This window comes from Sphingobacterium cavernae (genome assembly GCF_008520265.1).
GTDB lineage: Bacteria > Bacteroidota > Bacteroidia > Sphingobacteriales > Sphingobacteriaceae > Sphingobacterium > Sphingobacterium cavernae.
On sequence record NZ_VIQM01000032.1, the window covers coordinates 1 to 24937 of the forward strand.

Annotated in this window: 26 protein-coding genes, 1 tRNA gene and 1 pseudogene; 19 read left to right on the plus strand and 9 right to left on the minus strand. The window is 37.1% G+C overall.

Going from position 1 to position 24937, the window contains the following annotated elements; all coding sequences use genetic code 11:
- Positions 1-197: 197 nt before the first annotated feature.
- On the minus strand, positions 198-497 hold the full coding sequence (locus FLS47_RS06290) for a transposase (RefSeq protein WP_149913533.1): 300 nt from the start codon (positions 495-497) through the stop codon (positions 198-200).
- Positions 498-657: 160 nt separating this feature from the next.
- Between FLS47_RS06290 and FLS47_RS06295 the strand changes: the two genes are divergently transcribed.
- The 4 genes from FLS47_RS06295 (at position 658) to FLS47_RS06310 (ending at position 2855) form a co-directional block, all read left to right on the plus strand.
- Positions 658-1215 (plus strand): conjugal transfer protein TraO, encoded by a 558-nt coding sequence (locus tag FLS47_RS06295; RefSeq protein ID WP_149913534.1) that lies wholly within the window; start codon positions 658-660, stop codon positions 1213-1215.
- Positions 1216-1269: 54 nt separating this feature from the next.
- Entirely contained in the window at positions 1270-1674 is a 405-nt protein-coding gene (locus FLS47_RS06300) for a DUF3872 domain-containing protein (RefSeq protein ID WP_308214544.1), read from the plus strand.
- 103 nt (positions 1675-1777) lie between these two features.
- On the plus strand, positions 1778-2056 hold the full coding sequence (locus FLS47_RS06305; RefSeq protein ID WP_045756378.1) for a hypothetical protein: 279 nt from the start codon (positions 1778-1780) through the stop codon (positions 2054-2056).
- A gap of 355 nt (positions 2057-2411) precedes the next feature.
- The gene (locus FLS47_RS06310; protein ID WP_149913536.1) at positions 2412-2855 is read left to right on the plus strand and encodes a response regulator; all 444 of its coding nucleotides are present in this window, start codon (positions 2412-2414) and stop codon (positions 2853-2855) included.
- 28 nt (positions 2856-2883) lie between these two features.
- On the opposite strand, the gene FLS47_RS06315 is transcribed toward FLS47_RS06310, so the two are convergent.
- The 3 genes from FLS47_RS06315 to FLS47_RS06325 form a co-directional block, all read right to left on the minus strand.
- Positions 2884-3858, minus strand: a complete 975-nt coding sequence (locus FLS47_RS06315) for a caspase family protein (RefSeq protein WP_149913537.1) — start codon at positions 3856-3858, stop codon at positions 2884-2886.
- Complete coding sequence (locus FLS47_RS06320; RefSeq protein WP_149913538.1) at positions 3858-4223, minus strand: TIR domain-containing protein; 366 nt, start codon at positions 4221-4223, stop codon at positions 3858-3860. Before FLS47_RS06320 ends, FLS47_RS06315 begins: the two co-directional genes overlap by 1 nt.
- Positions 4224-4588: 365 nt before the next feature.
- Positions 4589-5221 (minus strand): antirestriction protein ArdA, encoded by a 633-nt coding sequence (locus FLS47_RS06325; RefSeq protein WP_262713858.1) that lies wholly within the window; start codon positions 5219-5221, stop codon positions 4589-4591.
- Positions 5222-5611: 390 nt separating this feature from the next.
- On the opposite strand from FLS47_RS06325, the gene FLS47_RS18250 reads away from it, so the two are divergent.
- Together FLS47_RS18250 and FLS47_RS18445 are read left to right on the plus strand one after the other, a co-directional pair.
- A complete protein-coding gene (locus FLS47_RS18250) occupies positions 5612-5773 on the plus strand; it encodes a hypothetical protein (RefSeq protein WP_185211645.1) in 162 nt (53 codons plus the stop codon).
- Between the two features lie 26 nt (positions 5774-5799).
- A pseudogene (locus tag FLS47_RS18445) lies at positions 5800-6597 on the plus strand (recombinase family protein); the annotation flags it as partial.
- A 739-nt stretch (positions 6598-7336) separates the two neighbouring features.
- Here the strand turns inward: FLS47_RS18445 and FLS47_RS06335 are convergent.
- Together FLS47_RS06335 and prmC are read right to left on the minus strand one after the other, a co-directional pair.
- Positions 7337-7409: transfer RNA gene (locus tag FLS47_RS06335), tRNA-Lys, on the minus strand.
- Positions 7410-7579: 170 nt separating this feature from the next.
- On the minus strand, positions 7580-8437 hold the full coding sequence (gene prmC / locus FLS47_RS06340) for a peptide chain release factor N(5)-glutamine methyltransferase (protein ID WP_149913539.1): 858 nt from the start codon (positions 8435-8437) through the stop codon (positions 7580-7582).
- Between the two features lie 66 nt (positions 8438-8503).
- Here prmC and ribD point away from each other — a divergent pair, with 66 nt between their 5' ends.
- Together ribD and FLS47_RS06350 are read left to right on the plus strand one after the other, a co-directional pair.
- Entirely contained in the window at positions 8504-9559 is a 1056-nt protein-coding gene (gene ribD, locus FLS47_RS06345) for a bifunctional diaminohydroxyphosphoribosylaminopyrimidine deaminase/5-amino-6-(5-phosphoribosylamino)uracil reductase RibD (protein ID WP_149913540.1), read from the plus strand.
- A gap of 22 nt (positions 9560-9581) precedes the next feature.
- Positions 9582-10868, plus strand: a complete 1287-nt coding sequence (locus tag FLS47_RS06350) for a DUF2851 family protein (protein ID WP_149913541.1) — start codon at positions 9582-9584, stop codon at positions 10866-10868.
- Here the strand turns inward: FLS47_RS06350 and FLS47_RS06355 are convergent.
- Positions 10865-11518, minus strand: coding sequence for an ankyrin repeat domain-containing protein (locus tag FLS47_RS06355; protein ID WP_149913542.1), 654 nt, complete (start codon positions 11516-11518; stop codon positions 10865-10867). The genes FLS47_RS06350 and FLS47_RS06355 overlap by 4 nt on opposite strands.
- Positions 11519-11862: 344 nt before the next feature.
- Between FLS47_RS06355 and FLS47_RS06360 the strand changes: the two genes are divergently transcribed.
- The 9 genes from FLS47_RS06360 (at position 11863) to FLS47_RS06400 (ending at position 18470) form a co-directional block, all read left to right on the plus strand.
- Complete coding sequence (locus tag FLS47_RS06360) at positions 11863-12432, plus strand: UbiX family flavin prenyltransferase (RefSeq protein ID WP_149913543.1); 570 nt, start codon at positions 11863-11865, stop codon at positions 12430-12432.
- 192 nt (positions 12433-12624) lie between these two features.
- Complete coding sequence (locus FLS47_RS06365; protein WP_149913544.1) at positions 12625-13890, plus strand: dihydroorotase; 1266 nt, start codon at positions 12625-12627, stop codon at positions 13888-13890.
- A 4-nt stretch (positions 13891-13894) separates the two neighbouring features.
- On the plus strand, positions 13895-14563 hold the full coding sequence (locus tag FLS47_RS06370) for a hypothetical protein (RefSeq protein WP_149913545.1): 669 nt from the start codon (positions 13895-13897) through the stop codon (positions 14561-14563).
- A gap of 3 nt (positions 14564-14566) precedes the next feature.
- Positions 14567-15172 (plus strand): DUF4199 domain-containing protein, encoded by a 606-nt coding sequence (locus tag FLS47_RS06375; RefSeq protein WP_149913546.1) that lies wholly within the window; start codon positions 14567-14569, stop codon positions 15170-15172.
- A gap of 27 nt (positions 15173-15199) precedes the next feature.
- The gene (locus FLS47_RS06380) at positions 15200-16150 is read left to right on the plus strand and encodes a glycosyltransferase family 2 protein (protein ID WP_149913547.1); all 951 of its coding nucleotides are present in this window, start codon (positions 15200-15202) and stop codon (positions 16148-16150) included.
- A 4-nt stretch (positions 16151-16154) separates the two neighbouring features.
- Entirely contained in the window at positions 16155-17162 is a 1008-nt protein-coding gene (locus FLS47_RS06385; protein WP_149913548.1) for a glycosyltransferase, read from the plus strand.
- A gap of 22 nt (positions 17163-17184) precedes the next feature.
- On the plus strand, positions 17185-17454 hold the full coding sequence (locus FLS47_RS06390) for a hypothetical protein (protein WP_149913549.1): 270 nt from the start codon (positions 17185-17187) through the stop codon (positions 17452-17454).
- 1 nt (position 17455) lies between these two features.
- The gene (locus tag FLS47_RS06395) at positions 17456-18226 is read left to right on the plus strand and encodes an MBL fold metallo-hydrolase (protein WP_149913550.1); all 771 of its coding nucleotides are present in this window, start codon (positions 17456-17458) and stop codon (positions 18224-18226) included.
- 91 nt (positions 18227-18317) lie between these two features.
- Positions 18318-18470, plus strand: coding sequence for a lmo0937 family membrane protein (locus FLS47_RS06400; RefSeq protein WP_149913551.1), 153 nt, complete (start codon positions 18318-18320; stop codon positions 18468-18470).
- 10 nt (positions 18471-18480) lie between these two features.
- On the opposite strand, the gene FLS47_RS06405 is transcribed toward FLS47_RS06400, so the two are convergent.
- Both FLS47_RS06405 and queA read right to left on the minus strand, forming a co-directional pair.
- A complete protein-coding gene (locus tag FLS47_RS06405; protein WP_149913552.1) occupies positions 18481-19173 on the minus strand; it encodes an IspD/TarI family cytidylyltransferase in 693 nt (230 codons plus the stop codon).
- A 78-nt stretch (positions 19174-19251) separates the two neighbouring features.
- The gene (gene queA, locus FLS47_RS06410; RefSeq protein ID WP_149913553.1) at positions 19252-20301 is read right to left on the minus strand and encodes a tRNA preQ1(34) S-adenosylmethionine ribosyltransferase-isomerase QueA; all 1050 of its coding nucleotides are present in this window, start codon (positions 20299-20301) and stop codon (positions 19252-19254) included.
- Between the two features lie 249 nt (positions 20302-20550).
- Here queA and FLS47_RS06415 point away from each other — a divergent pair, with 249 nt between their 5' ends.
- A complete protein-coding gene (locus tag FLS47_RS06415; RefSeq protein WP_149913554.1) occupies positions 20551-23001 on the plus strand; it encodes a glycoside hydrolase family 31 protein in 2451 nt (816 codons plus the stop codon).
- Between the two features lie 9 nt (positions 23002-23010).
- Positions 23011-24921 carry a 1,4-alpha-glucan branching protein GlgB gene (gene glgB / locus FLS47_RS06420; RefSeq protein WP_149913555.1) on the plus strand — a complete coding sequence of 637 codons (1911 nt, stop codon included), beginning with the start codon at positions 23011-23013 and terminating at the stop codon, positions 24919-24921.
- Positions 24922-24937: the final 16 nt, after the last annotated feature.

The following is a 24937-nucleotide window of genomic DNA, read 5'->3' on the forward strand; positions in this document are numbered from 1 at the left end:
ATGTAGCTCTGCGGTTATACGTGGGCTGCCATAGATGTAACCGCTCTCCTTGTGGACTTTCTGTATTTTATCAATAAGCATTTTGCTCCGCTGCTCTCCAGGAGGATCCGGTGAAACCAACCAACGGCAAAAGCAGCTGCTGCTAACATTCAATATCTGGCACATCTTCTCTACGGAATATATATTGCGGTTCGCCGCTATGAACCGGTATATGGACCGTCTCCCTTGGAGAAGATGGCTATGGCCTTTTTTAGTATGTCACGTTCCAGTTCGGCGTCTCTAAGTCGTTTTCGCAAAATCCGCAGTTCCTGTTCCTCAGGACTTATCTTGGGATTGTCAGGCAAAACTTTATTACCATTATAACGAGGGTTCCTACGCCATTTGCTAAGTAGGCTGGGATCAACATCAAGCTCTTTTGCAACTTCAGCTACAGAGCCCCTAACAACGCTCAGCTCGACTGCCATGATCTTAAATGAATCATCAAATTTTCTATGCATCTCTACAAATTTAAAATTACTTATTAAATCTGTCTCGCACTAAAGGTAGCAACTCCAGTGGCAGACAACAGGTATTGCAGGTGGAAAATTCCGACCTCGTACACGCCAAGCTGATAAGCGATATGCACCTAAAGATTGATTAACCAAAAAGGAACGAACAATGATAAGATACATTTTTGCCGTGGTGTTTGCCATGCTAAGCATGACGGCGGTACAGGCACAGCGAATGCTCCCCAAACAAAAGGGATTGGAAGTAAACGCAGGTATGCTGTCCAAAGAAATAAGCGACAATTACTATCTGAATTTGACATTGACCGTGAACGGAAAGAACGGCAATTACTGGATATGGGGTGCGGAGTACACCCATCAATTTTCCTGTTACAGGGATGTACAGATACCGCTCGAAACCTATACAGGCGAGGTGGGTTACAGTCTTCAGCTATTGGGGGATGCAAGAAAGACCGTTACGCTGAATGCAGGGCTAACAGCTGTGGCAGGTTACGAAACCATCAACCGGAGCGAAGCCATGCTATCGGATGGCTCGACCATCCTCGACAAAGACAATTTCGTCTATGGTATGGGCGGACGGCTCACGCTCGAAACGCACCTGTCCGACCGTTTTGTCCTGCTCCTGCAAGGGCGGACAAAAGTATTATGGGGTACGGATTTGAAACAGTTCCGTCCATCGGCAGGGATTGGACTAAGGTTTAACTTTTAAAATTGATTTACGATGAAAATATTAATCAGAAAGTACGGGCTACATTTGCAGGCAATGTTCATGCTCTTGGCGATGTTGGTCTGCGCCGTGGTACTGACCTCGTGTGAAAAAGACGACCTCGACATACAACAAAATTACCTGTTTGAGGTACAGGTAATGCCTGTTCCAAAGGATGTGTCAAATGGTCAAACCGTAGAAATAAGGGTAACGATACAGCGAAGCGGAAATTTCAGTGATGCAAGTTACTACATCCGCTATTTCCAGTTTGACGGACAGGGAGCATTGCGCTATTACAGTGAACCGCCGTATATGCCCAATGACGTGTACCTGTTGCCACAGACACAATTTAGGTTGTATTACACCTCGCAATCCACCGTATCACAGGCGTTTGATATTTGGATTTCGGACAACTTCGGGAACGAAAAGCAAATAAGTTTCCAGTTTAACAGCCGTGATTAAAGACAGAAAAAACCTGCACGTTGGGCAGTTTTTTTTCATTTTTAAGCCTGCCATTCGGTGCTTTTTCGTAAATTCAAAGTGTCGAATTATAATAGCTATCGTTATGGGTGCATCACTGGTTTTAGGCATAATAGCACTGGTTTTGGGATTAGGTCTCCGTTACTGGATTAACCGCAGGAAGTTTTACAGGCGTAGCCCGACCGGAGCGGAAGGCTTTTCATCCTATGAAAAGTCGGTTATTATTAAAACTTCTGAACGTTTGGGCAAATGGATAGCTTATGCTTTGATTATATTCGGTGTGCTGTTCTTGTGGAGTTATTCGAGACAGAAAAAGGCAAAAGAAAAAGCATCCCAAAACACGGAGATACAGAACCCACGATAAGTAACGATATTTAGTTTTAGGGAACGGTACAGGTCTTTACGGTCTGTACCGTTTTTCTTTTACAATCTTCCCATGTTAAACCCAAATTGAAAAGGCGGATGGCTGTTGTATAAGAAAATCCACATTGTTATCTTTGCTATTAGAAAATATAAAAATCTTAAAGTGTTTTTGCTTTAAGTCTCGACATTTAAAACTGGTAATTTTAAACAATTCTCCGAGACAAATAAGTAAGAACGCTCATGCTATGGCGTGGGCGCTCGCTTATTCGGAGAGAGGCGTACCAGTGCCTTAATGTCGATAAGTGTAGTTGCCTACGCTTTTTTATTGCAGGTCGCTACTTTTAAAAACAGATATTATGGTTACTGGAAAAGAAAACAAAAAAAAAGTCTGTGTAGCGGTCATAGATAGCCATGCACATCTTCGGGAGATGCCCGTAAAGCAACTTGAAAATTCGGGCTATACAGTATTGTTCCAAACAGGTAACGGGCAGGATGCCCTACAAAAACTAAAAGAGAATAACAGATTACCCGATGTCTGTCTCATTGAGGAAGATTTTGCCACGGCTAAACTTTTACTCGAAAAGCATCCCGATTTGAAAGTCCTAATTTCCAGTACGGAAGACGACACCGAAAGCGTAACGGATATGCTAAAGGCAGGTGTTTCGGGATATATTCTGAAATTTGCAGACCCCGATGAAATGCTAACCGCCGTTAAAGCATTGAGCGAAAACAAAAAATATTTCAGTGTTGGGATTAGTGGGATAGCAATGGAATATTTTAAAAATCAATCACAATCTTAGGTTTCTTTGCTAATCAAAACTTCTAATTTTATATTCTATTGTTTTCCGCAAGTTTCCTATAATGTTCTCCCAATGCTGTCAATTTGCAAGATTTACTTTCCATTGCGACATTCCACATATGTTGAGCGCCTACTGGTTTAAGTAAATTAAGTCTATTATATTTTTGTAGAACAGCAAATATCTTGGTGTTTTCTTCAATTGGGTCGGGCATACCTTTATCTCGTCCTTTCATTTCCGGTTCAAAGGAAGGGTCAAGATTAAATTCAAATCCGGCTACGGGAAATAAATCTTTTATCATTCGTAAGTCGTCCAATTCTATTGAGGGTGACGCTTTTCTTAAAGATATAAAGTTCCGTACATTTGTTTTGAAGATAGGTCGTTGCTCCCATGCCCCCAAGGATTGGTCAATATGAGCATAAACACTTCCTGGCGTTATATCTCCTAAAATATTAGAGGCACTACCGTTTAGGGCGTCAACTAATAATGTTGTAAAAACGCCACTACCGTTTTGTTCTGATGCATATTGGTCGGAGGTTGAGGCTGTTAAAATAGTTATTCCCTCATTAATTAAAGCACTATCTTTTATATTAGGTGGATTTCCGGCAATACCCGAATGACAACTATCTAATATAATAACTTTGTTGGTTGCTGGTGAATCGTTAGCTAAAACTAAAATATCGTTTAAAGAAACTCCATCATCACCTCTTTTTGCATCACTTCCTAACAAATAGCCACCTGTTGTTTCAATATGCCCATGACCAGCAAAATAAAGCAAGGCTACTTCTGATTTAGTGTTAAACAGCTGGCTAATAGCATCTTTAAGCTGACCTCTATCAAGGGATTCTCTCTCATTTGAAGCTGTGAGCAATTTACAATCAAAGTTTACTGAGCCATCAAAATTTCTTTCTAAAATGCCTTTGACTGAGTAGGCATCATTAACACAACCATATAAATCGCCTCCATTTGGATAGTGATTTATTCCGATAATTAATGCAATTTTCATTATAAGGAATCAATGAAATTTTTAATATTGTCCCAAGTCCAAACTTTCGTAGTTATACCTGCGATTTCGGTTCGGTCATTTGAGTACGCCCAAACCCCAAGAATTTTTTTTCTCTCTTCCTTAGCACATTGAATTTCCCACTTTTGTCCTGATGACGATAAAGAATTCTTGCTAACTAAAACAATTATACCATCGGAACGTCTAATTCTCGTTCTAACTCTGGATTTCCAATCTTCACTATAAGGTTCTTTCACAGACATATCAATATATTCGAAAGGTGAATGTGTTAAAAGAGATTGTCCTTTCAAAAAATCTCTTTGTGTTTTGTCTTCAATAGCAAATGCGATAAATACAACTTTCTTCATAAATGACTAATTTTTTTATAACACTCCATTTTTTAAAAATAGCGAGATTAGCTTGTGGCTTACACTATGGTTTACTTTACAACAAATTTAATAAATAAAAACGTCCTCTCCGTCTCTAATTCGAACTAATTTATAATCTTATGGTTTCTTTGCTACTTTCTTTTCCGTCTCAACTCATGAAAGAAAGTAGGCTATGCTCTATACAACCTATTTGGAAAATGCAGGTAAGAAACTGCGGAGCGGAAGCATTTAACAAAGGGGTTGTTCCGCTTTCCGCAAAAAGACGGTCCCGACCATCGAAAGGATCTATCTTTTTGCCCACCGGATTTTAATAAAAATGGGAACGGCGCACCGTTCCCGAAAATTCAAGAATTATAAAATACATGACCGCTATCGCTCCAATAGTCACCGCTAAACAGGTCACGGGCATAAGCCTCATAATCGAAGTACGTTTTTGCAAATTCGGGCAAGTCCATTTGCTCTACCTGTTCATAGGCAAAATCTTCCTCGTCCTTGTATTCCCCTATATAGTCATCGTCAAAGTCGCTCATTAGGTCGTCAATATCCCCCTCGGACAACTTACGGTGTCCATTGTCACACCATATTAGAAATGCCTCTTTTCGGGTTTCGTCCATATCTTCCAAAGCCTCCAAAACCTCAAATATGCTATCGCTTATCCAACATTCGCCGATTAAGCCGTTTGGGATGTTCTCGTAATCTTGAAACATAAATTCGGGGTCTTCCTCGTCATCGTGCAACTCCCTGCAAGCGTCGTAAAATTCGTCTTTGTCCGCATAGTCGGATAGCGTTAGCCATTCCCCGAAGATTGAACCGTCATTATATTTTGCGTATGTGCCGACATATACCCTTGCTTCCGATGTGTTTATTTGATGTGTCATTTCTTTACTGTTTTGAATTAATTTTTTTGATTTATTCGGCAATGAGAGGTGGTGCTGTTGTTTTGTTTCAATACCATTTCCAATGCTTATATTCCTCATGCCTGACATTTTTTTTATTCGTGTAAAGAGCCGGAGTATGCTGTGTTTCGTTTCGAGAGCAGTTTAGGTTAGTGTTTAGGATGCACAAGGTTTTGGAAAACAAATACTACCCAACGGGTGGAGATTTTTTTTCAAACTTGCATGACCTTTTGCCTCCGTTAAGAACACGTCCAACCTTTGCTCCATGAAACGTGAACAACAGGCATACCCGCTTTTTAGGTATAACCAAACGTGGAAGAAATGGGGATAGCATTGCCGAAATGGTTCTAAACAGGCAGACTATGCCAAATAATTCAACCCAAAGACACAATCCAATATCCACTCCATCAGTATGATAAGTTTGTCTGTGCGGATTAATCCGTGTGGTTAACAGGCAAAAAACAGTTGAAGATGGATAAAGAAAAAGCGAACGATTTAACACCCGAAAGAGTTGTACAAATCTTGAAAAAGAAAGGAACAGAGGTCAATTTAGAGGAAGCAAAAACCATCTTGGAGTTTGTCAAGAAGATAGCTGACATTGCAGTTAACCAGTATCTAAGAGGAAAACTATAACCTAATGAACAAGGAAAACTGTTGTGATGAGAAAGGCAGATTTATACATACGTGTATCGACAGACGAGCAAGCGGACAAGGGATATTCGCAACGTGACCAAGAAGACCGATTAAGAAAATATTGTGAGATAAAAGGTATTTCGGTAAGGGATGTGTACATAGAAGACCATTCGGCAAAATCTTTCAAACGTCCAGAGTGGCAGAAATATTTATCCAACCTGCGTAAAACAAAAAACAACAAAGCGGGGTCGATAATATTATTTACCAAATGGGATAGGTTCAGTAGAAATGCAGGAGATGCGTATCAAATGATTAACCAGTTACGGACACATGGCGTTGAGCCTGTTGCGATAGAACAGCCCTTAGACCTTACCATTCCCGAAAATAAAATTATGCTTGCGTTCTATCTTGCTTCACCGGAAGTTGAGAACGACAGGCGTGCATTAAATGTTTTTCACGGAATGCGCAGGGCGAAAAAAGAGGGGCGGTATATGGGTACTGCTCCATTGGGATATGTCAATAAGATAACAGAGGGCAAAAAGAAATTCATAGCACCGCATGACTTTGAAGCACCCATATTAAAATGGGCGTTTGAGCAAATCGTTTCCAATAACTTCAATACGGAACAGATATGGAAAATGGTTCGGGAGAAAGCCGATGGAAAAGGTCGGTTCAGCAAAAATAACTTTTGGGTAGCCGTCCGAAACCCCTTGTACTGTGGCAAAATATTCATTCCTCCCTACAAAGAGGAAAAGGGATATTTTGTCAAAGGACAGCATGAGCCATTAATCAGCGAAAAGACATTTGCGGATGTACAGGATATACTCGATGGGAGAAAGAGGGTTGTAAAGCCTAAAATCGTGGCTATGGACAATCTACCGCTTAGAGGGTTTATTAAATGCCCTAATCCTAATTGTAATAGGATGCTCACAGGAAGTGCCTCAAAGGGCAAGATGGGCAATTACTATTACTATTATCATTGCACTTCCTCCTGCGGAGTACGTTTCAAAGCCGAAACCGCCAATGAGGCTTTCTTAAAACAGTTACGGCATCTATCACCAAAAGAGGGTATGGTCGATGTTTTTATCGAAGCCTTTATAAAAGACTTCAATAACAAGACCAAAGCCCAAAATACCGAACGGGCAAATATCATAGGTGAGATTGATGCGTTGAACAAACGCTATCAAAATGCTCTTTTAAAGAATGCCGATGGAGAAATGGCAGATGACGATTTCCAAGAAGTAAAGAAATTGACCAAAGGAAAGATTGAGGCTTTGGAACGGAGATTAAACGACTTGGCAGTAGTCGGAACGGAGATAAAAGACTTGGTAGCATCCACCTTAAAAAAGGTCGCAAACATTGATAGACGCTATGAAAACGGCGATATTGAGGAAAAAAGGCTTATAGTGAGTTCGATGTTCCCCGATTTTTTGGAATTTGACGGAACACAACATCGAACTCCGAGGCTAAATTCTGCGATTGCACTTATCTATCAGAATAACAGCAAGTTACAAGGCAAAAAAAATGGGACAAGTCTTTCTTTTTTAGACTTGTCCCAAGAGGTGATCCCGCTGGGATTCGAACCCAGGACCCATACATTAAAAGTGTATTGCTCTACCAGCTGAGCTACGGAATCCTATTTCGTAATGAAATATCCTTCGTTGTTTGAAGTGATGCAAAGGTAGAAAAAACTATCGCACATGCAAAATTTTACTTCAAAATATTTTAATAAATTTAATAACTCTTTGTTTTACAGATTGAAAAAATATGTTCTTAATTAATGTTCTAAAGCTGTTTTAAATGATTTTATCTTTTTGCACGAATCATTCGGTCTGCCCCATTAATATCTTTAAATATTTCCACTGTTTCAAATCCTTTTTTGCGCAATAAGTCCGTCGTCTCTTGACTTAAATATTGATTAATCTCAAAATATAACGTTCCGTCAGGTTGCAAATGATGCAGTGCAAAATCCGCGATATAGTCGTAAAAAATTAACGGAGCCGATTCTTCTACGAATAGCGCGGAGTGTGGCTCGTGATTTAACACATTTGCGTGCATATGCTGTTTCTCAAGTGGTGTAATATAGGGTGGATTACTTACGATAATATCAAAACCTTGTGGCTCAGCAAACATGAATTCCCATTCTAAAATATCAGTCAAAATAAATTGAACGTTCTGATGGAGACGTGAGTTGTTTCGTTTTGCTACTTCAATGGCCTCAGCGGAAATGTCGACCGCCCAGATATAACTTTCTTTAAGGTGTTTTTGTAGGGTGATGGGAATACATCCTGTTCCAGTCCCGATATCAATAACTTTTAATTTCGCTTGTTTAATATGATCTTGTAGAATTAGATGAACCAACTCTTCAGTTTCAGGTCTTGGAATCAGTGTGTTTTCATTTACTTCAAATTTTAAACCATAAAAATCGGCTTTACACAATATATGTTGCAATGGTTTTCCATTCATGAGATCTTGAAGGATAGAATTTATCTGTGCAGTGGTATTATCAGCAGGATTTGATTTTTCTACTAAATATTTCCCCGAACTCACACCAGCAATGTCTTCTATCACCATTAAAAATAATGCTTTGATTTCATTCACATCGTAAAGTGCTGAAAGCTTTTGCTGAAAAAGCATCTCAAAATCTTTCCAAGTAGTACTCATTTCACAAAATTACAATATTATGCGAGGCTTTTCTTTTAAAATATGGCAAAATGCTAAGTTTGTATTATGCAAAAAGAGGAACAGTATATCAAACGTTGTTTGGAATTGGCAGTTTTTGGCGCGGGGACTGTAAGTCCAAATCCTATGGTTGGGGCAGTGATTGTGTGGGAAGATAAAATCATTGGAGAGGGATATACTTCACCATATGGTGGTGCGCATGCAGAAGTTAATGCAGTTCAAAATGCGATTATCTATTTGGGTGAATCAGCAGCAAAACAACTTTTTAAAAAATCAACTATATATGTTTCCTTAGAACCTTGTGCACACCATGGTAAAACGCCTCCCTGTGCAGATATGTTGGTTTCGTATCAGTTTCAAAAAATTGTGATTGGTTGTCTTGATCCATTTGCAAAGGTTAATGGTCTTGGTGTTCAGAAGTTAACTAACGCAGGAATTGAGGTTGTTTTGGGTGTCTTGGAAAAAGAATGTAAATTTATAAACCGTCGATTTTTTACGCGTATAAGTCAACATAGACCATACGTAATTTTGAAATGGGCAGAAACGCAAAATGGTTTCTTTGCTCCAGCTGATGCAATACAAAAATGGATATCGAATGCTGCGAGTAAACAGTTGGTTCATAAATGGCGTTCGGAAGAAGATGCTATTTTAGTAGGTACAAGAACGGCTATAGTTGACAATCCCGAATTAACAAATAGATTGTGGTCAGGAAAATCGCCAAAACGTGTCCTAATTGATAAAAAATTAGCTGTTCCAACTGATTCAAATTTATTTTTATCCACAGAATCAGACTTAATAATTTTCAATTCCATCAAAACCGATTGGAATGGTCATCTAAAATATATTGAGCTCGAAAATTTTGATTTATACCTTCCGCAAAATATCTTATACCAACTTTATCTTATGGATGTGCAATCCATTATTATAGAAGGAGGGGCGAAGACTATTCAACAATTTGTAGACGCTGGACTGTGGGATGAAGCACGTGTATTTGTTGGTAATTCATCGTGGGAGAATGGCGTGCAATCTCCTGTTTTAAGATCTAAAGCAACAGAAAAACAATTGGTTGGTGATAATGAGTTAAATATTTATTATAAAAATTAATTATATTTCGTTAATTTTCAGAATGAAGTGGTCTGAGAAATTGCTTCATTTTATATGGCGCTATAAATTAATTAACCAATCCAACCTTCGTACTACACAGGGTGAAGTTCTGCTTGTGCTTGATTTTGGACAATATAATACGAATGCAGGAGCTGATTTTGAATTTGCCAAAATTGAAATCAATGGTCGAATTTGGGTGGGAAATGTAGAGTTACATGTTTGCTCATTGGATTGGAAATTTCATCAACATCATTTAGATCCCCGTTACAACTCTACTATATTACACGTTGTATGGGAAAATTATGAACAGAGTGAAGCTGTTCGATTAGATAACACTACTATCCCGACTTTAGTGCTTAAAAATTATGTAGACAATGCTTTGTTAGAAAAATACCATCAATTGATGAGTAATGAACAATGGATGTCCTGTGAAAATCAATTGCATAAAGTTCCGGAATTAACGATTTCAAATTGGTTGGACAGATTGATAATTGAACGCTTAGAGTCTAAAATGGAAATGGTGACTTCGTGGGCTCAACTAACAGGATATGATTGGGAGAAAGTGCAATTGATAGCCATACCTAGAGCATTTGGGATGAAGGTAAATTCAGATGCGTTTGAGAAATTAATGCTCCAATTGAATACTAATATGTTGTACAAATACGCTAATGATCCATTCAAATTAGAAGCTCTATTGTTTGGATTGTCAGGATTTTTGTCTAGCAAAAATTTAGATGATGCATATGCTAAAGATCTTTGGCAGGAATTTGGATATTTAAAGCATATGCATGGTTTAGGTGGCCAATCACTCGTCGAGTGGAAATTTTTGCGAATGCGTCCTTATAATTTTCCTACATATCGTATGGCGCAATTATGCGGATTGCTAATTAAACGAATGCAATGGTTTGAATTTATAAAAACAAGCGCATTGCAGGAGGTTATTGAAGATTTGGAAGCTATTTGTACATCTGGATATTGGCGAGATCATTTTCATTTCCATAAAATATCAAAAGCACACGATACTCGATTGACTTCTGATTTTATACAGCATATTGTCTTAAATGCTTTTATACCCATATTATTTACGTACGGAAAATATATTGTCCGAGAAGATTTACAACAAAAGGCCTTGGAATGGTTACATAATTTGAAAGTTGAGAAAAATAATATTGTTGCGGGGTTCAAGGAAAGAGCAATAGAAGCTAAAACTGCAGGCGAGTCACAAGCATTGCTGCAGTTATTCCGTCATTATTGTGCAGGAAAGAAATGTCTGGATTGCGCAATAGGTTACTGTGTGCTTAGTCGTTAAGTTGTTTTAAGTATTTCTGCTATTTCGTGAAATCCTTTTTTTGCAGCGTAATCAGCTGCAGTATCTCCTGTGTCACTTACTACACTGATATCAGCTCCTTGTTCTAATAAAATAATAATTAAATCAATATTTCCATGTTGCGCAGCATAATGTAATGGAGTAAGTCCTCCATGTTGTCGAACATTCACCTCAGCTCCAGCTTCAATTAGAAGCTTGCCTATGTTGCTATTATTATTGCTCAATGCAGCATGTAAAGGGTATACTTGATATCCATTTTGAGAGGGAATATTTGGATCAACTTTATGGGTAAGTAAAAATCGCACTATATCCTCTTTGTTGAAATGTGTAGCAATTCCTAATGCAGTGAATCCATGAGTGGACAATTCTTCAACAATATCCTGTTTATGTTCAACCATCATTTGTACATGTTGAAGTAAACCTGTCGCACAGGCCTCATGTATTGTAATACTGGTGGTGTATTTGAGTATAACTTGAATTATTTGAGGCTTATTGTAATAGCACGCAAGTAGCAATGGAGAAATATCATGACTTGTTCTCTCTTTTAGAATATCAGGTTGGACGCTTAAAAGATGTTCTAAATCCAAATGATTGCCAGTCTCTATGTATTGTTCAAGAATTGATAAGCTCATTATTACATGTTTGATAGTTCTAAGTAAATAAAAATTATCAAAAAAATTGAAATTGTGCATAAATTTCAGAATGTTTATTAATAAAACATTCATTAACTAAATCTATAAGAAATTTATTTAATAAAAGGTTATTTATGGTTGTGCGATCGGTTGTCTAAGTGGATGTATTTTGTAGATTTATAACTACAAATTCATATAAGTCCTGTATTAATTAATACTTTTCCCTTGTGGTTAACAAAACTCTTGCTACTTTTGGTATACCCTCCCCAAGGGCATGTTTTTCATAGGTAGATGTAGGGGTCGAATATTTCTTATTCGACCCTTTTTTATTTAGCTTTGTTTTTATGAGTAAAAGGAAGATAGTAGTTGCAATAACTGGCGCGTCAGGATCCATATATGCAAAAGTGTTGTTGGAAAAATTAGCATTAATTAAAACAGATCAACTAGCAAATGTAGGGGTGGTGATGTCTGATAATGCAAAAGATGTGTGGAGGTATGAGCTTGGTGATGAATCTTACAATAATTTTGATTTTTCATTTTATTCAAAAAATGATTTTATGGCGCCTTTTGCTTCGGGATCTGCGCAATACGATAGTATGATTGTCTGCCCATGTTCAATGGGAACATTAGCTCGTATCGCGACAGGAACTTCCTCAGACTTAACTACGCGTGCAGCAGATGTAATATTGAAAGAACGCCGCAAATTAGTATTGGTTACTCGCGAAACTCCACTTAACTTAATCCATATAAACAATATGGCTACAGTGACACAGGCGGGTGGAATTATTTGTCCAGCATCTCCCTCATATTATAGTTTACCGCAGTCTATGGAGGATGTGGCGGCGACCGTTGTAGATCGCGTGTTGTCACTTATAGATTTAAAAATTGACACCTATCGTTGGGGCGATAAATAACGTATGCCGTTGAAAATCCTTCTTTATGTAAAAGCATTTTTGCGTACATTTGTCTTTTAATGAAAAAACACAAAAATATAGTCTATTTATGCGTCAACTTATATGCGATTTATATGGACATACTATTTAATATTTTGTGTATTCCACAACATTTAGAATTTCAAATCCCTTTTTTTTCCAAGAATTAATCCAATGAGTACATTCCTAATTACTTCTGCCAATTTGATTTCGCCAGGTCATACTTTAGACGGTCAAAAAGTTGATGTTTTAATTAAAGATGGCGTAATTGCAGATATAGCAAGTAAAATAACGGCAGAAAAAAATGTTCAAACTATCGATGTTGATGGATTTACAGTGAGTGCGGGTTTCTTTGATTTGAATGTAAATATTGGTGAACCGGGCTACGAAACTAAAGAGGATGTAGCGACAGGAACTGCTGCCGCGGCAGCGGGTGGTTTTACGGGTATAGCTGTTCATCCGAATACAAATCCTTCCATTCAGAGTAGAGCTGAAGTTTCTCTTTTGGTGAATGCGGCGAAAGGAAATCTGGTAGATGTGCATCCAATTGGTTCTATTTCAAAAAAGCGCGAAGGCAATGAATTGGCTGAGTTGTATGATATGAAGATCAACGGTGCGTTGGCTTTTTGTGATGGGAATAGAAGTGTTCAACAAGCTGGTTTGATGGGGAGAGCCTTATTATATTCAAAAGGATTTGAGGGGTTGATTATTTCTTTTGCACAGGATGAATCCATTGCTGGAGGAAATCAAATGAATGAGGGGATAATGAGCACATATTTGGGTATGAAAGGTATTCCAAATTTGGCTGAATCGTTAATGGTATCGCGTGACTTGTACTTAGCAGAATACAATGAAGCGCCTATCCACTTTACGACAATTTCTACAGCAGAATCCGTTGAATTAATCAAAAAAGCAAAAGCTAAAGGATTAAAAGTTACTTGTGATGTTGCTGCGCATAATTTAATCTTTACAGATGATGATGTGGTAGGATTTGATTCCAATTATAAGGTAAGTCCTCCTTTACGTACCAAGAAGGATGTCAAAGCGTTGTTGAAGGGATTGAAAGAGGGGGTAATTGATGCGGTAGTTTCTCAGCATACACCACAAGAAATAGAATTTAAAGACGTAGAATTCCAAATTGCAAAAAATGGTATCACAGGTTTACAAACTGTGTTGCCATTATTAATCAAAGCTGGCTTGTCTGATGAGCAAATTGTTGATAAATTAGTAATCGGTTCACGTAAAGTCGTAAGTTTGGATATACCTGTACTTGAAAAAGGTGCCAAAGCTAATTTGGTGGTATTCAATCGTAATGAAAAATGGACTTTTGATGAGAAATCAAACAAGTCTAAAGGTAAAAATAATCCATTATTCGGTTCAGAATTAGTGGGTAAAGTAAAATTGGTTGTAAATAATAACCAATTGATTATAAATAATTAATAATATGGATAATAAAGTAAAAAATGCGTTAGAAGCTGGTGTAGCGACTTATGCATCACTAGAAAATATTGAAAGTGCTGAATTTTTTTCTGCATTAAAAACGACATTCGCGCTAGAAGCTCCTTTTATGACGAAAGTGGGTGCTATGGATACCGTATTTGATAATCACCAGTCATTTGAGGAATTAAGAGAACTATCTTTTGATTTGTTGATGATCAATTTCTTTGCAGAAGACGTACAGAAATTAGAAGAGGATTATTTGGATTCGGAAGAATGGGAGCAAATAGAAGAGGATACTTTGGATCGTGGTACCGAATTATTGAATGTTTTCTTGTATTTGAAAGAATGCGCGGATGATGAGATAGAAGCTGATTTGGATGATTATTTGAAAGAATTCTTATTGGTAGAAGAAGATGAATTCCAAGATGAACACCGCATTTATGAAAAAGTAATTGCTAATCAAATATTGGTAGAATCGGATTATTCGGAAATTGCTAAAGTTGCAAAAACAGTTGGTCCTATGGAAGAATTGTATGAGCTATTTAATCCTGTTGTTTCTTTCTTCTATGAGCAAAATCCATCAGCTCAACAAATTGAAGAGTTTACTTCTCATGCTGAAAATAAAGCTTACGAAACAGCTATTTATCAGGTAATCGTTAATTTCAACAAGTAAAAAATGGTTGAAGGAAAGTTTTCTGAAGCGGGCTTCAATGCCTCGTACAACAAAAAGGAAAGTATTAAGTATGGAATTATCCTAGGGATAATTTCATTTCTTTTAGGAATCATCGTGTTATTTGTAAGCCGCAATATGCAATCGTTTTGGATGTTGACTTCTATGTCATTCATTATCAATACGATTCTTTATATGATCGTGGCATTAGCATTTTCTTACACATTGCGCAAAAAGAATGGTGGATTTTGGAATTTTTCTATTGGATTGAAATCCATATTCTTAATGCTATTAGTATCTACGGTACTAGCAACTGTATCTACTATGGTATACGTACATGTCATAAATCCTGGATTGCAAGAGGAAGTATTGCGCAATACTATCAATATCACGATAGAACAGCTTGAGACGAGTGGTGCACCAGATGACGTAATCGATTCGCGCGTAGCAGCATTAGAAGAACAAATGAATACGCTGGGTCAGATTACCATCAAAAATATTTTTAGAAGTTTGATGATTTCAATTCTGATGCAGTTTGTTTTTTCATTAATACTTTCGGCCATTACGCGTAACGAAAAACTTTCGCAAGGTCAACCCGCAAATTTTAACTAAATCATAGCCAAATAGGTTCGATATAAAATGGATATATCTGTAGTAATACCATTGTACAACGAAGAAGAATCACTTCCTGAATTAACAGACTGGATTCGTCGCGTCATGCTTACGCATAATTTTTCTTACGAAATTATTCTAGTAGATGATGGAAGTAAGGACTCTTCTTGGAAGGTAATTATGGATTTGAAGAAAACCCATGAGCAAATTTCAGGAATCAAGTTCAGAAGAAATTACGGAAAATCTGCTGCGTTAAATGTGGGTTTTGCGGCTACGCAAGGTGATGTTATTATCACTATGGATGCGGATCTGCAAGATAGTCCAGACGAAATTCCAGAATTGTACGATAGAATTATGAATCAAGGAGCGGATTTGGTTTCGGGTTGGAAACAAAAGCGCTATGATCCATTGACGAAAACCATTCCTACAAAATTGTTTAATTCCGTAACGCGTAGTGTATCGGGAATTGATAATTTGCACGATTTTAATTGTGGGTTGAAAGCCTACAAGAAAGATGTAGTGAAGAGTATTGAAGTTTATGGCGAAATGCATCGTTATATTCCTGTGATTGCAAAATGGGCTGGTTTTACAAATATCCAAGAGCAAGTAGTACAACATTATCCACGTAAATATGGTACGACCAAATTTGGTCCAGGGCGTTTCGTAAAAGGATTTTTGGACTTGATGTCTATATTTTTTGTCGGAAAATTTGGTAAGCGTCCAATGCACTTTTTCGGACCAGTAGGAGTGGTGAGCTTTTTAATTGGTTTCTTTATCACAATATACTTGATTTGCGAAAAATTGATGAGTATTGCAAATGGTACAGATTATCGTAATGTGACGGATCAACCACTGTTTTTCTTGTCATTATTAGCAATTATGATCGGTACTCAACTCTTTCTGACAGGCTTTATCGCTGAATTGCTGTCACGTAATAGTTCTGAAAGAAATAAATACCATATTGAACGCGTCATCTAAAAATATGTTTTTTTCCATAGTCATCCCATTATACAATAGACCCGACGAAATCAAAGAGTTGTTGGCCTCGCTGTCGCAACAAACTTATACATCGTTTGAAGTTATTATTGTGGAGGATGGTTCTAGCAAACCTGCAAAGCATATCGTTCAATCTTTTTCAAGTAAGTTGGATATACATTATTTTGAAAAGAAAAATGAGGGACAGGGATTTGCGCGTAATTATGGTTTTGAACGAGCCAAAGGTGATTATTTTATTGTCTTTGATTCGGATATAATAGTTCCTTCTGGTTATTTAGAAGTAGTGAAAAGGTCGATTGAGGAAAATAAATGGGATGCTTTTGGTGGACCCGATGCAGCTCATGAATCGTTCACAACAATTCAGAAAGCAATTAGCTATTCCATGACAAGTCCTTTCACCACAGGCGGCATTCGTGGCAACAAAAAGCATGTTGGACAGTTTCACCCACGCAGCTTCAATATGGGGCTTTCTAGAGCGTTGTGGTTTAATATTGGTGGATTTAATTTGTCACGTCGTTCTGAAGATATCGAGTTTAGTATTCGAATGATCAATTCTGGCTATAAAGTGGGATTAATACCGGAAGCTTTTGTATATCATAAAAGACGAACAAGCTTTCCGCAGTTTTTCAAACAGACAAATGCATTTGGGAAAGGTCGTATTGATATTTCAATACTTTATCCTTCAGAGCTAAAATTAGTTCACGCTTTACCCGCTGCTTTTACATTAGGCGTGATCGTTTTGCTGGTGCTAAATATTATTAATTATACGATTTTTACCGCATTCAAACCATTACAAATTTTGGTTTACCTCGGTAATGCTTTCGTTGTTCTTTATACTTGCTTATTGTTTTTACATGCGCTCATCTCAACAAAAAGTCTTGTTGTTGCTTTCAATGGCGTTATTGCTGCCTTTACACAGCTATTTGCGTATGGAACAGGGTTTATGACAAATTATATAGATCGTATTTGGCTTCACAAAAATACGTCAAAGTAATCACCTACAAAGTAAATTTATCGTGGTATCTATTACGCAATATAATTTAGACAAAATAGAAAATCTATTATTAGATTTGGGCTACAAGGTTCGTTATGAAAAGGGAAATTTCAAGACTGGAGCTTGTGTAATTCAGAATACAAAAATGATTATTGTGAACAAATTCTCCAATTTAGAGATAAAAATCAATTCGTTGATTCTTCTGTTGCGTGAATTTGAAGTGGCTAAAGTAGATTTAGACGAAAAACAATGGACATTTTATAAGACATTAATTAAAAAAGAAGAGGCTTAGTTTGAAGATTCGATTTTTGGGAACAGGAACTTCACAAGGTGTGCCCGTCATAGCTTGTGGTTGTGAAGTCTGCACTTCTTCAGATGTGCATGATAATCGCTTACGTTCTTCTGTTCTGATCGAATTGGATAATGGTCGTAATATTGTAATCGACACAGGTCCTGACTTTAGGTATCAGATGTTGCGCGAAGGTATAAAGAATCTTGATGCCATATTGATGACGCATTCCCATAAAGATCATATAGCGGGTCTAGACGATGTACGTGCATTCAATTATCAGCAGCAGCAAGCCATTTCGATATATTCTAATTCTGCGACTTTAGAAGCGTTGCAACGTGAGTTTTATTACGCTTTTTCTGCGATCAAATATCCTGGTGTACCGCAATTGGAGTTAAAAGAAATTCAACCTCTCGATAGTTTTGAAATCTTAGGAACTGAAATTTTACCTTTCGAAGTGTTGCATTACAAAATGCCTGTTTTAGGATTCCGAATAGGAAATTTTGCGTACATTACAGATGCGAAAACAGTAACTCCGGAATCCCGATTGGTTTTAGAGGGAGTGGAGGTTTTGGTCGTTAATGCGCTTCAAGAGGAACCACATATTTCACATTTTACATTAGATGAAGCCTTAGAATTTATAGCAGATATAAATCCTACAACAGCTTATCTTACGCACATCAGTCATAGATTCGGTACACACGAATACATACAATCCATTTTACCCCAAAATGTTTTTCCCGCATACGATAAACTGTGTGTAGAAATAAAATAATTTATCGTTAATCAAACCTTTCTTATTTCTAGTTGTTATTACCTAAAACAAATTAATTAACACACTAGGTTCAATTATAAAATTAAGGAATATGGGAAATCTACTTTATTTGATCGCAGTTATATTGGTAATTATATGGGCGATTAGTTTTTTAGGCGGTTATGCAACAGGTGGTATTATTCACATCTTGTTGGTAATTGCAATCATTGTCGTTTTATTACGTGTAATACGAGGTAACGCTTAGCAATAAGACATTAATTCGTATTAAGATACAGTTTGGCTATTTCAAAGTCTTCTGCAAAAGTTAGTTTAATATTTTTATAGCTGCTTTCAATGAGATGAATGGAATAGCCAATTTTTTCAACTACTGAAGCATCATCAGTGAACGTCGGTAATTCAGATTGCTGATAAGCTTCTTGGATTACTTGTGCAGGAAATGTTTGTGGGGTTTGGATTTGCCACACCGTATCACGATCTATAGCATCATTATCACTTACGCTTCCAATTCTAATTGAATTAGTACTTTTCTGTGCTAATACATTTGATTTTCCTTCAAATGCTAAAGCAAATGACTTTTCGATTAAAACCGAATCAACTAATGGACGGGCAGCATCATGAACTGCTACCGTATTATCCTCATCATAGAAAAAATCAGGGAACCGTGTTTCTAAGTAGTTCAATGCATTTCGCACACTTTGAAATCTTGTTTTGCCACCTAATATTAATTCGTGAGGTAGGGTGAAATTGTATTGCTCACACAGTTCGTTCCAGTAATCGACCATTTCTGCGTTTATCGCGACGATGATTTTATCGACATAGGGCTCGAAAGCTGAAATTGTATGCATCAATACAGGCTTCTCATTTAAAAGCATAAATTGTTTTGGTAGATTCTTATTCAACCTTGAGCCTGATCCTCCTGCAGCAATGATAACAACTCGATTCAACATAGATAGTTACTTATTTATAATTAAAAAAGCGTGACTGAAAACAATCACGCTCAAAAATATTGAAATATTATTAAATTCTTAAATAATCAACATTGCATCACCATAGCTGTAGAATTTGTACTTTTCTTTTACAGCTACCTCATATGCATTCATGACATTTTCATATCCAGCGAATGCTGCAATCATTACTAATAATGTCGATTCAGGTGTATGGAAATTCGTAATCATCGAATTTGCAATACTGAAATCATAAGGAGGGTAAATAAATTTACTCGTCCAGTCAGCAGCTGGTTTCAAACGACGATCTGCAGATACAGCAGACTCGATGGCACGCATAGAAGTAGTTCCTACCGCACACACACGTCTTTTACCATCAATTGCTTTATTTACTATTTTTGCCGCCTCAGCAGTGATTATGAATTGCTCAGAATCCATCTTATGCTTGGTCAAGTCTTCAACTTCAACTGTTCGGAATGTTCCTAAACCAACGTGAAGCGTGATTTCAGCAAAATCAATACCTTTCAGTTCCAAACGTTTCATTAATTCACGAGAAAAGTGCAAACCTGCAGTAGGAGCAGCAACAGCACCTTCGTTTTTAGCATATATAGTCTGATAGCGGAATTTATCTTCAGGAGTTGCTTTACGTGTAATATATTTAGGAAGTGGAGTTTCGCCCAAAATTTCAATATTACGACGGAATTCTTCGTCTGTACCGTCGAATAAGAAACGAATAGTACGTCCTCTCGAAGTTGTGTTGTCTACAACCTCCGCTACTAACAAATCATCATCACCAAAATACAATTTATTTCCAACACGGATTTTACGAGCAGGATCTACCAAAACATCCCAAAGACGCAATTCTTTATTCAATTCACGTAACAAGAAAACTTCGATAGTAGCACCAGTCTTTTCCTTGTTGCCGTACATACGCGCAGGGAAAACCTTAGTGTTATTCAAAATCATTACATCCTTATCATCAAAATAATCTAGAACGTCTTTGAAAATTTTATGCTCAATTTTACCAGTGTCCTTGTGAAGTACCATTAAACGTGCTTCATCACGGTGTTCTGAAGGTTCGTTAGCTAATAGAGATTCAGGTAAGTTGAATTTAAATTGTGATAATTTCATTTGTATCAGTTTTATGTTTATTCGCCAGCTTACAGGGCTAGCTAAAAGCATACAAAGGTACGCAATTAGAACTATAAAATGCTAATAAGACATAAATATATGATGGTATTATGAGATTTAAACAATCTACCATCATTGGGTGTTTTATAACATAGAATAAAAAAAATGAAATTAATTAAAAGATTATGAAAAATAATTGTAATTTAAAATACAGTAAACAATCAGACTAAACTAATTACATATTTAATTATGACGGACACAAAGAAAGAAGGAATCGCTTCCGATCTTATTACTGAGGAGACCTTAGAAAATATTCAACACGTAAATAACCCAGTGTTGGATTTACCTACCATCGAAAAAACATATCTACAAGAAGTTAAAAGCGTTACCAAAGAGGGAAATAACTACATTTTCTCTGATGGAAAAGCGCGTGTTGAAGTTAAAATAATATCGGATGATATCATCAGGGTACGTTTGGCACCTATAGGCGTTTTCTTAGATGATTTCTCATACGCGGTTGTAGAACAAGAACATGACCCCCATGTACATGAGGTTTCGGAAAACGATAAAAATTATCACGTAAGCACAAATAATGTTACATGCACTATAAGTAAAAAAGATTTTTTAGTTTCTTTTTCGGATGCTAAAGGAAAATTAATGAATGCCGATTACTCTCCTATGCACTGGGAAGAGAATATGGATTATGGTGGTTATTATGTATACGCTACGAAAAAAGCTTTTGATGATGAGGTGTTTTACGGCTGCGGAGATAAGGCTTCTCATTTAAATCTTCGTGGAAGAAGAATTGTAAATTGGAATTCTGACACTTATTCGTATGCTTTTAATCAAGAGCCACTGTACAAAACTATACCTTTTTATTTGGGTGTAACAGGCGGTGACGCATATGGTATATTCTTCGACAATACATTTAAAACATATTTTGACTTCGCGGCTGAACATAAAGACCAAACAAGTTTTTGGTCTGAAGGTGGTGAGTTGCAATATTATTATATTCATGGACCACAATTGATAGATGTCGTAAAGCGTTACCACGATTTGACTGGTACGCATTTCTTGCCACCACTTTGGGCTATTGGATATCATCAATGTCGTTGGAGTTATTACCCAGAAGCGAATGTACGCCATGTAACCGAGCAATTCCGCAAAAGAGAAATTCCTTGTGATGCTATTTATTTAGATATCGATTATATGGATGGGTACCGCTGTTTCACTTGGAACAAAAAATATTTCCCAGATCCACGCAAGATGATTTCTGATCTTTCTGCGAATGGTTTTAAGACGGTTGTAATGATCGATCCGGGTATAAAAGTAGATGAAAATTATTGGGTCTTCAAAGAAGGGCAAGACAATAAATATTTCTGCCGTCGTGGAGATGATTACTTTATGGAAGGTTTCGTGTGGCCAGGTCGTTGTCAATTTCCAGATTATACAAATCCCAAAGTAAGAGAATGGTGGGGCGGTTTATATAAAGGTCTAGTTGAGGATGGTGTAGCTGGTTTCTGGAATGACATGAATGAGCCCGCAATATTTGGTAAAGGCACTTTCCCAGATGATGTAAGACACTATTACGAAGGATATCGAGGTTCTCACCGCAAAGCTCATAATATTTATGGTATGCAGATGGTGCGTGCTACGTACGATGGTTTGAAAAAGTTATATAAGAACAAAAGACCATTTACAATTACACGTGCTGCCTATTCTGGTACGCAGCGTTATTCATCAGTATGGACAGGTGATAATATTGCGACATGGGAACACTTGAGAATTGGTACATTACAATTGCAACGTCTATCGATGTCAGGTTTATCATTCTGCGGTACCGATATTGGAGGTTTTACGGGTAATCCTGATGGCGAATTATACACGCGTTGGATGCAGTTTGGTGTATTTTCACCATTTATGCGTGTACACTCTGCTGGTGATACTGTGGATAGAGAGCCTTGGAGTTTTGGTCCAGAGTGGGAAGCTATTTGTAAAAAATTTATTGAATTACGTTATAAATTATTACCTTATATCTATTCTGTTTTTTGGCAACAACACAAATATGGCTTACCAATTTTGAGACCAGTAGCCATGTTAGAACAAGATGTTTACAAGAACTTATTGCGTGAGGAAGAATTTGCGTTCGGCGATAAAATTTTGGTTTCACCTGTATTAAACCCAGGTCAAAAATCTAAAGTTGTTTATTTACCAAAAGGTAATTGGTATTACTATTTTAATCATTCTGTTCACGCAGGAGGTACGGAGGTAGAAGTAGCTACACCTCTTGATGAAATGCCAATATTTATCAAAGCAGGAACTGTAATGGCTGAATATCCTGTAATGCAATATACAGGAGAGAAAAAAATAGAGTCATTGAAGTTGTTAATGTTTTACGATCAAGGAGAGAATCACAGTTATGGATATACCGATCATGGTGATACTTTCGCTTACGAACAAGAAATTTATCTGGAGAAGCATTTTATTCAAACAAGTATGAGTAATAGTGTGAAGCTTTTACAACAACGCGAAGGTTTATTTACAGAAAAGTACGATGATTATAAAATTTATCCGGTAGGACTGCCATTTGAACCTAAAAAAGTAATAGTTGACGGTATTTCTTTAGACTTCCAAACAGACGAAAAGGGTGAAAAATACATTCTTGTGGATAATGATTTCAAAAAATTAACAATTGAATAATATACAATTATGAGTAGAGCAGTTGAAGTTTTTTCTTTGTTCACAGATTTTGATATCAGTCTGTTTAGAAGTGGCAAACACTTTCGTCTTTATGAAAAATTCGGTTCTCAGACTGTATTTTTAGATGGAAGACAGGGAGTGTACTTTGCGGTTTGGGCACCCAATGCCAAAAAGATATCCGTGATTGGAAACTTCAATGGTTGGAATCCATATAGTCATGAATTGTATGTGCGATGGGACGAAAGTGGTATTTGGGAAGGGGTTATTTATAATGTCGGCATCGGTGAAATGTATAAATATCGCATTGAGACCTATACTGGTGAGATTTTAGAAAAAGCTGATCCATTTGCATTGTCTATGGAAATTCCACCAAAAACAGCTTCTGTTATTACAACAACTTGGCATCAATGGCAAGATGATAAATGGATGAGAGATCGTCACGATCGTAATCGTCTTGATCGGCCGATGTCAGTATACGAATTGCATATAGGGTCTTGGATACGAGACCCTAATGATCCAGATCGTTTGCTTACCTATCGGGAGATAGCTGAAAAGCTGGTGCCTTACGTAAAGTCCTTGGGTTTTACCCATGTTGAATTTATGCCAATTATGGAGCATCCATATTATCCTTCATGGGGTTATCAAATCACAGGCTATTTTGCAGCTTCGTCAAGATATGGAACACCACAGGAATTGATGTTCTTAATTGAGCAATTGCACAAAAATGAAATTGGGGTGATCTTGGACTGGGTTCCATCACATTTTCCTGGTGATGCCCATGGACTTTACCGATTTGATGGTTCCGCATTGTATGAGCATGAAGACATGCGTAAGGGATTTCATCCAGATTGGAAATCCTATATATTTAATTATGGTCGCAATGAAGTACGTTCATTTTTAATTAGTAATGCATTATTTTGGCTCGATAGATACCATATTGACGGGTTACGTGTCGATGCTGTAGCTTCTATGCTTTATCTTGATTATTCGAGAAATGAGGGCGAATGGATTCCGAATGAATTTGGTGGAAGAGAAAATTTGGAAGCCGTACATTTCTTAAAAGAATTTAATGAAGCTGTGTATGTAAATTACCCAGATGTACAGACTATAGCTGAAGAATCAACATCGTGGCCAGGCGTGAGTAAACCAACTTATGATGGGGGATTGGGATTTGGAATGAAATGGATGATGGGATGGATGCACGACACCTTAGGTTATTTTAAAGAAGATCCGATAAATAGAAAATACCATCACAGTCAATTGACATTTGCTTCGGTATATGCTTATCATGAGCATTTTATGCTTCCTTTATCTCATGATGAAGTGGTATATGGTAAAGGGTCTATGGTGAATAAAATGGCAGGAGACGAATGGCAAAAGTTTGCAAATTTGCGCGCATTATATCTATTTATGTTTACTTTCTCGGGTACAAAATTGGTATTTATGGGTGGCGAATTTGGACAAACTTCTGAATGGAATGTAAACCAATCTTTGGATTGGCATTTGATGGCTTTTCCACCTCATAAAGGCTTGTTCGAATTCTTCAAAAAGCTAAATACGACGTATAAAAATGAACCAGCGCTTTACGAAAAGGCTTTTAGCCCAGAAGGTTTTGAATGGTTAGAATTGAATGATGCGGACAATAGTATTTTAGCATATATCAGAAAAGGTCATGATCAACACAATGATTTGGTTGTGGTGTTAAATCTTACACCGGTTGTACGTGTGGGCTATCGAGTAGGCGTTCCTGCTGCTGGTAATTGGGAGATAATCTTCAATTCTGACGACCTAGATTATTTTGGTTCGGGTGTTAGCATCGGAAATATAAAATCAGAACCAATACATTGGATGTATAGAGACAATTCAATCAACTTAAAGTTACCTCCATTAGGAGGGGTTATATTAAAGATGACAACTTAAATATTTAACAACCTAA